This window comes from Candidatus Accumulibacter vicinus, assembly GCF_000584955.1.
GTDB classification, from domain to species: Bacteria; Pseudomonadota; Gammaproteobacteria; order Burkholderiales; family Rhodocyclaceae; genus Accumulibacter; species Accumulibacter vicinus.
On the sequence record NZ_JDSS02000026.1, the window covers coordinates 1 to 6,512 of the forward strand.

The following is a 6,512-nucleotide window of genomic DNA, read 5'->3' on the forward strand; positions in this document are numbered from 1 at the left end:
GGTCAAGGGCGGGCGAAGTCCGGCGAAGGGCGTTGGCATCGCCCATGATTGCTGATCAGGCCGCCGCTGCGATTCAGTCTGCTGCGGATGCAGGGCCTCCGCACTTCGATGGCATATGCCAAGAATCAACTCAACCATATGATTTTTAGGAACTATCTAAGAGCTTCACGCTCTTTTTTCCGGCGCGTCACTTCCCAGAGCATAGGCACGGATTATGGATGACCTGGTTGTGGAGGAGCGGAAGATCCATGAATCACATGAAATATCAACGTAAACAGGTTGTTTGGGTATGCATTTCGAGTGCGGAGGCCCTGGCTGCGGATGCCGCCGCCCGCAATCCGCTTCATTATCGGGAAGGAAAAAAGCAGGGAACTCGCGTCAAGTCCATAACGGCAAGAATTCTGAAAATTTCAGTGAAGAGAGCAATTTTGCGAATGAGGGGGGAGGGAAGCATTTGAGACACACGGAGGGATGAGGCGGGATGAGGCGGGGCCTTGTGGGATGGGGCTTGTAGCCTGATCGGCAGGTTTGAGACTTTCGGACGAAAACACCCGTTTTCTTGAAATATCCGGTACAGGACTGAAGTTTAGACACTCGCGATCGCCGACGGATGTCGAAGGCATCCCGGCGCCGGAAAAATTTTTCGAAGAATGCAAAAAAAGACTTGACATGACATCGGAATCGTGAGGGATCGTTTTCGATCCCGGACTTTCTCTCATGTCTCTCGCTGCCAACGTTTGCTTGCTGCTCTCGGAATGGATTTTCTTTCTCCTGGTGGCGGTGCCACCGCGTGCTCGCCGGACCTTCGTCGAACTGCTGATCAGCTGCCTGCTCAACCCGGAAGGCTGGGTCACTCGGGCTATCGGGGCCATTCGCCGAGAGGCGCACTGGACGACCTATTACAAGCTCATCGAGCGGGCAAGCGTGTCGGTCACGGAACTGTCGCGGCGCTTGCTGCAACTGGTGCTGAGGGTGTTCCCTGCCGAACTGCTCACCCGGATTCTCGACGATACGCGGGTTCCCCGCTGTGCGAAGCTCGGGCCGGGGATCAGTATCAAACACGCTCACAGCCACAAGGCCAATCGCCCCACCTTTCTGGACAGCCATCAAGCCTTGCGGCACATCGGTTTCCAGGAGATAGCAGCCATCGAGCAGAACGTCTTGCGCTTTGGCCTCCTCGTCGAGGGTGCAGACAATGACGCGTTCGTTCAGCGTGAGGGTGATAAACCCGGCGAGTTTGTGGCGCTTGGCCCAACCCTGCAAAGCGGCCAGGCCTGCCGCCGCGCTGGCGCGCTTGGAGTCCTTGACGAAGGCGTGACGTTCGGCGACTTTCGCTTGCAACTGCGCCAGCTTGTCCTCTCGCCGACGCGCCTCGCGCACCCGCACAGTCTCGTTGCGGCGCACGATCAGGCGTTTGTCGTCGTGCTCCACTTCGCACAGAGGCGCATCGAAGAGATCCGTCTGCAGCACCCAGCCCTCGCCGAAAAGCGTCAAATGAATGGTGGAAAACATCACTCAGGAAACCGACCGCAGCCGGACCATGCTGGACGCTGAGGTGGTCGTGGGGCGGCTGAACCGGAAACTGATCGGCTGGGCGAACTATTTTTGCCTGGGTCCAGTCAGTCCGGCCTATCGAGCCATCGACTCCCACGTCACGCAACGGCTCCGCCGGTGGTTATGCAAGCGTGATGTCTTGCCGAGAGCCGGATGCGGGAGATCCGCCTGTCCGGTTCGATGAGCGGGATGTGGAAACGGGGTTGTGGTCAGGCTACCTAGGCACCGTCAGACGAAAGGGACGGAACAGATCAGCCAGACCTAACGGTCATGACTTTTCCAGGCACCCCCGATCATGAAAGTCATGACCGTTTCCCTCTCCCCCAACCCCTCCCCCGCAAGTGGGGAGGGGGGATTCGTGAGTCGCATACGCGACTTTCACATTAATGCTACCGCGCCACATCTCGACTCTACACCCTGCATCTTGCATGCATCCATGCATCTTCATGTGACGGGAGCAGGCCTTGGCCTGTGTTATCATGTACAGTTACTGATTTCCGGCTGCCCCCATGGGTCTATCCACGTGCTCAACTGCGATCTCCATTGTCATTCCACCTGCTCGGATGGTCTCCTTTCTGCGGACGACCTGGTCCGTCGAGCGGCGGCGAATGGCGTGGACATGCTGGCGCTGACCGACCACGATGACCTCGATGGTCTACCGTCAGCACGAGCGATGGCGGAAGAACTGGGGATGGCCTTCGTCAACGGCGTCGAGATCTCGATCGAGTGGGAGGCGCTGCAGATTCATATCCTGGGTTTCGCTTTCGATAGCGCCGATCCGGTATTGAACGACGGTCTGGCCACGATTCGTTCGGGCCGGATCGAGCGTGCGCGGCGCATGTCGGCGGCGCTCGAGAAGGTCGGCATCGCTGGCGCTTTCGAAGGTGCGATGCGTTATGCGGCCAACCCGAGCCTGGTCAGCCGCGCGCATTTCGGCCGCTATCTTGTTGAAAGTGGCGTCTGCAAGGATCTGCGCAGCGTTTTCGAGTCGTACCTGGTTCCTGGTCGGCCGGGTTATGTCGATCATCGCTGGGCGACGCTGGCCGATGCAGTGCGCTGGATTCTTGGCGCCGGCGGGATTGCGGCGGTGGCGCACCCGGGGCGCTACAAGTTGTCGCGCCCCGAGATGCGGCGTTTTCTCGGTGACTTCAAAGCCTTGGGCGGGCAGGCGATCGAGGTCATGTCGGGGAGTCATACGCAAGAGCATGTGGAGGTTTTCGGCCGCCTGGCCAGGGAATACGATTTTCTGGCGTCGCGCGGCTCCGATTTTCACGGGCCGGGCGAGAGTTATGTCGATCTGGGCAAACTGGCACCACTGCCGGAGGGGTTGAAGCCCGTCTGGCAGGGGTTCTGAGCCACGGGAACGCGTCATGGCTCAGTACATCACGATTCATCCCGACAATCCGCAGGTAAGGCTGTTGCAGAAGGCGGCCGAAGTCGTCCGCCAGGGTGGGGTCATCGCGCTACCGACGGACTCGAGTTACGCCCTCGGTTGCCATCTCGGCGACAAGGCCGCAGTCGAACGAATCCGCAGCCTGCGCGGTGTCGATGACCGGCACCACTTGACGCTGATGTGCCGCGACCTGTCGCAGATCGGCCAGTTCGCGCGCGTCGACAATGCTCGCTATCGCCTGCTCAGGGCCACGACGCCGGGCAGCTATACCTTCATCCTCGAGGGAACCCGCGAATTGCCGCGGCGTGTCCTGCACCCCAGGCGCAAGACCATCGGGTTGCGCATTCCGGCGCATGCGGTCACGCTGGCCCTGCTCGAGGCGCTTGGCGAACCATTGCTGACTTCGACCCTGATCGTCGCCGGTGACGAAGACCCGCTGACCGAAGGCTGGGAAATCCGCGAGCGGCTCGACAGCCAGCTTGAACTGATCCTCGACGGCGGCTTTTGCGGGACCGAGCCGACGACGGTGGTTGATCTGACCGGTGCGCTGCCGGTGCTGGTGCGCGCCGGGCTCGGTGCGCTGGCGCCAGTGGGACTTGACTGAGGAACCTTGCATGCAGGCGCTGATCCAGACGATTGCCATTGCCGCGTTGCCGGTAATCCTCGCGATTACCCTGCACGAAGCCGCGCATGGTTATGCCGCCCGCCACTTCGGTGATCCGACCGCCTGGCAGGCCGGGCGGATCACGGCCAATCCGCTCAAGCATGTCGACCTGGTGGGAACAATCCTGGTACCGGCAATCATTCTGCTGCTGTCGACGGGAGGCATCCTGTTCGGCTGGGCCAAGCCGGTGCCGGTGAATTTCGGTCGCCTGCATCACCCGAAGCGCGACATGTTGTGGGTGGCCGCCGCCGGCCCGGCGGCCAATTTCGCGATGCTGCTATTCTGGGCCGCGTTGTTCAAGCTGGCCTTGCTGCTACCGATCAACTTCTTCAGTCTGCCGATGGCGCGCATGGCGGAGGTCGGCATTTCGATCAATATCGCGCTGATGGTGCTCAACCTGTTTCCATTGCCGCCGCTCGATGGCGGGCGGATTGCCGTCAGCCTGCTGCCGCCAGAAGCCGCCTGGCGCTTTGCGCAAGTCGAGCGCTTCGGCTTTCCGATCCTGCTGTTGCTGCTGTTTACCGGGGTGCTGGGTTCGCTTCTGACACCGGTGATGCAACTCGTTGGCGGACTGATCGATACCCTTTTTCAATTCAATTAACTTCCTGAACCCAGAACATGTACGCAGAACGAGTCCTCTCCGGGATGCGCCCGACCGGCAGCCTGCATCTCGGCCACTACCACGGTGTGCTGAAGAACTGGGTGCGCCTCCAGTACGAGTATCCGTGCCTCTTTTTCGTCGCCGACTGGCACGCGCTGACCACCCAGTACGACGACCCGCAGGACATTGTCGATTCTACCTGGGAGATGGTCGTCGACTGGCTGGCGGCCGGCGTTGACCCGGCACGGGCGACCCTGTTCATTCAGTCGCAGGTGCCCGAACATGCCGAGCTGCATCTGCTGTTGTCGATGATGGTGCCGCTGGGCTGGCTGGAGCGCGTGCCGACCTACAAAGATCAGCAGGAGAAACTCGAGAATAAGGATCTGTCGACCTATGGCTTTCTCGGCTATCCCTTGCTGCAGTCGGCCGACATCCTGATCTACCGGGCCGACAAGGTGCCGGTAGGCGAGGATCAGGTTCCGCACATCGAGTTTTCGCGTGAGGTGGCGCGCCGCTTCAATCATCTCTATGGGCGCGAGCCGGGTTTCGCGGACAAGGCCAGGGAGGCGGTCAAGAAGCTCGGATCGAAGCGGGCCTGCCGTTATGAAGAATTGCGCACGCGTTTTCAGCAACGGGGTGAGCAGGCGGCGGTCGGGCAGGCACATGCGTTGCTTGACGAAGTTCATGGCCTGTCACATGCTGATCGCGAGCGCCTCCGCGGCTACCTCGAAGGCACCGGCAAGATGATTCTCGTCGAACCGGGTGCACTGCTGACCGAGGCCTCGCGGATGCCGGGGGTGGATGGCCAGAAGATGTCGAAGTCCTACGGCAACACGATCACGCTGCGCGAGGATGCCGCCTCGGTGACGCAGAAAATCCGGCGCATGCCGACCGACCCGGCGCGGATTCGCCGCACCGATGCCGGTGATCCGGATCAATGTCCGGTTTGGCAACTGCATCAGGTGTACTCGGACGCAGCCTGTCAGGCCTGGGTGCAGCAAGGTTGCCGCAGCGCCGGGATCGGTTGCCTGGACTGCAAGCAGCCGGTGATCGACGCCATCTTGCATGAGCAGGCGCCAATGCGCGAGCGCGCACAACCCTTTCTGGACGATCCGCAGCTGGTGCGATCGATCATTGCCGACGGCAACAGCAAGGCGCGCCATCTCGCGCGTGAAACGATGCGCGACGTGCGCCAGGCAATGGGAATGGACTACCGCTAAGTGATGGTGCAGTTCGTCGATCCGCGATGAGCACTAGCGCGACCATCGCAGCAGCGGCAGCGGTTGAGGCTCCGGTCAGTCCGCTGGCCAGGATCTACGGCGAACCGCTGGTGCAGATGCCGCACGACCTCTACATCCCTCCCGATGCGATGGCGGTCATGCTCGACGCCTTCGAGGGACCGCTGGATCTGCTGCTGTATCTGATTCGCAGGGCCAATGTGAATGTGCTCGACATTCCGATGGCGCCACTGACCGAGCAGTATCTGGTCTACGTCGAAGCGATGCGCTCGCAAAACCTCGAACTGGCCGCTGACTATCTGGTGATGGCGGCAATGCTGATCGAGATCAAGTCGCGGATGCTGTTGCCAAGACCGAAAGCCGCCGTCGGCGACGATGCGGAGGATCCGCGCGCCGAACTGGTACGGCGACTGATCGAATATGAGCAGATGAAGCGGGCCGCGCAGGCGCTCAATCAACTGCCGCAAGCCGAGCGTGATTTCGACTGGGTCGAGGTCTGGGTCGAGAAAACCTTGCTGCGTCGGTTGCCGGAAGTCACGGTGCTGGATCTGCAGAACGCCTGGCGCGGCCTCCTGCGGCAGGCCAAGCTGCATGCCCGGCATCTGGTGCAGCGCGAGGAACTGTCGGTGCGCGAGCACATGACGCTGATCTTGCGCCGCCTGCGCGATGCCGGCGGGTTTGTCGAGTTTGTCGATCTCTTCGATCCGGCCCTGGGTGCGCCGGTGCTGGTCGTGCACTTTCTTGCCCTGCTGGAGCTGGCGCGTGAGCATTTGCTCGAAATGACCCAGATGGAAGCATTCGCTCCAATCTACCTGCGCTTGACCGATGCCCGTGGTGACTTCCGGTAAGGCGATGGCGCCGCCACCGGCCGCGCTGCCTCCCGATACCACGGCAGTCAAGCGGGTGCTGGAAGCGGTGCTGCTGAGCACGCGGGAACCCTTGACGCTGGCCGATCTGCGCAGGGTGTTCGCCGACCAGGTCTCTGCCGAGGTCCTGCGCGGGCTGCTCGACGAACTGCACAGCGAATGGCGCGAGCGGCCGCTCGAACTGCTGCCGGTGGCG

The 6,512-nt window shown here is 61.5% G+C and carries 8 protein-coding genes and 1 pseudogene; all 9 read left to right on the forward strand.

The features are described 5' to 3' along the window. Positions 1-248 precede the first annotated feature (248 nt). On the forward strand, positions 249-458 hold the full coding sequence (locus CAPSK01_RS22830; protein WP_273703594.1) for a hypothetical protein: 210 nt from the start codon (positions 249-251) through the stop codon (positions 456-458). Positions 459-717: 259 nt separating this feature from the next. Beyond that, positions 718-1,554, forward strand: a complete 837-nt coding sequence (locus tag CAPSK01_RS12195; RefSeq protein WP_034926905.1) for a transposase — start codon at positions 718-720, stop codon at positions 1,552-1,554. Next, on the forward strand, positions 1,541-1,738 hold the full coding sequence (locus tag CAPSK01_RS22835; protein ID WP_273703595.1) for a group II intron maturase-specific domain-containing protein: 198 nt from the start codon (positions 1,541-1,543) through the stop codon (positions 1,736-1,738). The genes CAPSK01_RS12195 and CAPSK01_RS22835 overlap by 14 nt, the downstream gene beginning before the upstream one ends. 333 nt (positions 1,739-2,071) lie before the next feature. Continuing rightward, a complete protein-coding gene (locus CAPSK01_RS12200) occupies positions 2,072-2,908 on the forward strand; it encodes a 3',5'-nucleoside bisphosphate phosphatase (RefSeq protein ID WP_034927026.1) in 837 nt (278 codons plus the stop codon). Positions 2,909-2,924: 16 nt separating this feature from the next. Further along, the gene (locus CAPSK01_RS12205) at positions 2,925-3,551 is read left to right on the forward strand and encodes an L-threonylcarbamoyladenylate synthase (protein WP_034926907.1); all 627 of its coding nucleotides are present in this window, start codon (positions 2,925-2,927) and stop codon (positions 3,549-3,551) included. Between the two features lie 10 nt (positions 3,552-3,561). Continuing rightward, positions 3,562-4,212, forward strand: coding sequence for a site-2 protease family protein (locus CAPSK01_RS12210; protein ID WP_034926910.1), 651 nt, complete (start codon positions 3,562-3,564; stop codon positions 4,210-4,212). A gap of 17 nt (positions 4,213-4,229) precedes the next feature. Then, complete coding sequence (locus CAPSK01_RS12215; RefSeq protein WP_034926913.1) at positions 4,230-5,432, forward strand: tryptophan--tRNA ligase; 1,203 nt, start codon at positions 4,230-4,232, stop codon at positions 5,430-5,432. A 26-nt stretch (positions 5,433-5,458) separates the two neighbouring features. Continuing rightward, on the forward strand, positions 5,459-6,298 hold the full coding sequence (locus CAPSK01_RS12220) for a ScpA family protein (protein WP_034926915.1): 840 nt from the start codon (positions 5,459-5,461) through the stop codon (positions 6,296-6,298). Between the two features lie 4 nt (positions 6,299-6,302). Next, a pseudogene (locus CAPSK01_RS12225) lies at positions 6,303-6,512 on the forward strand (SMC-Scp complex subunit ScpB); the annotation flags it as partial.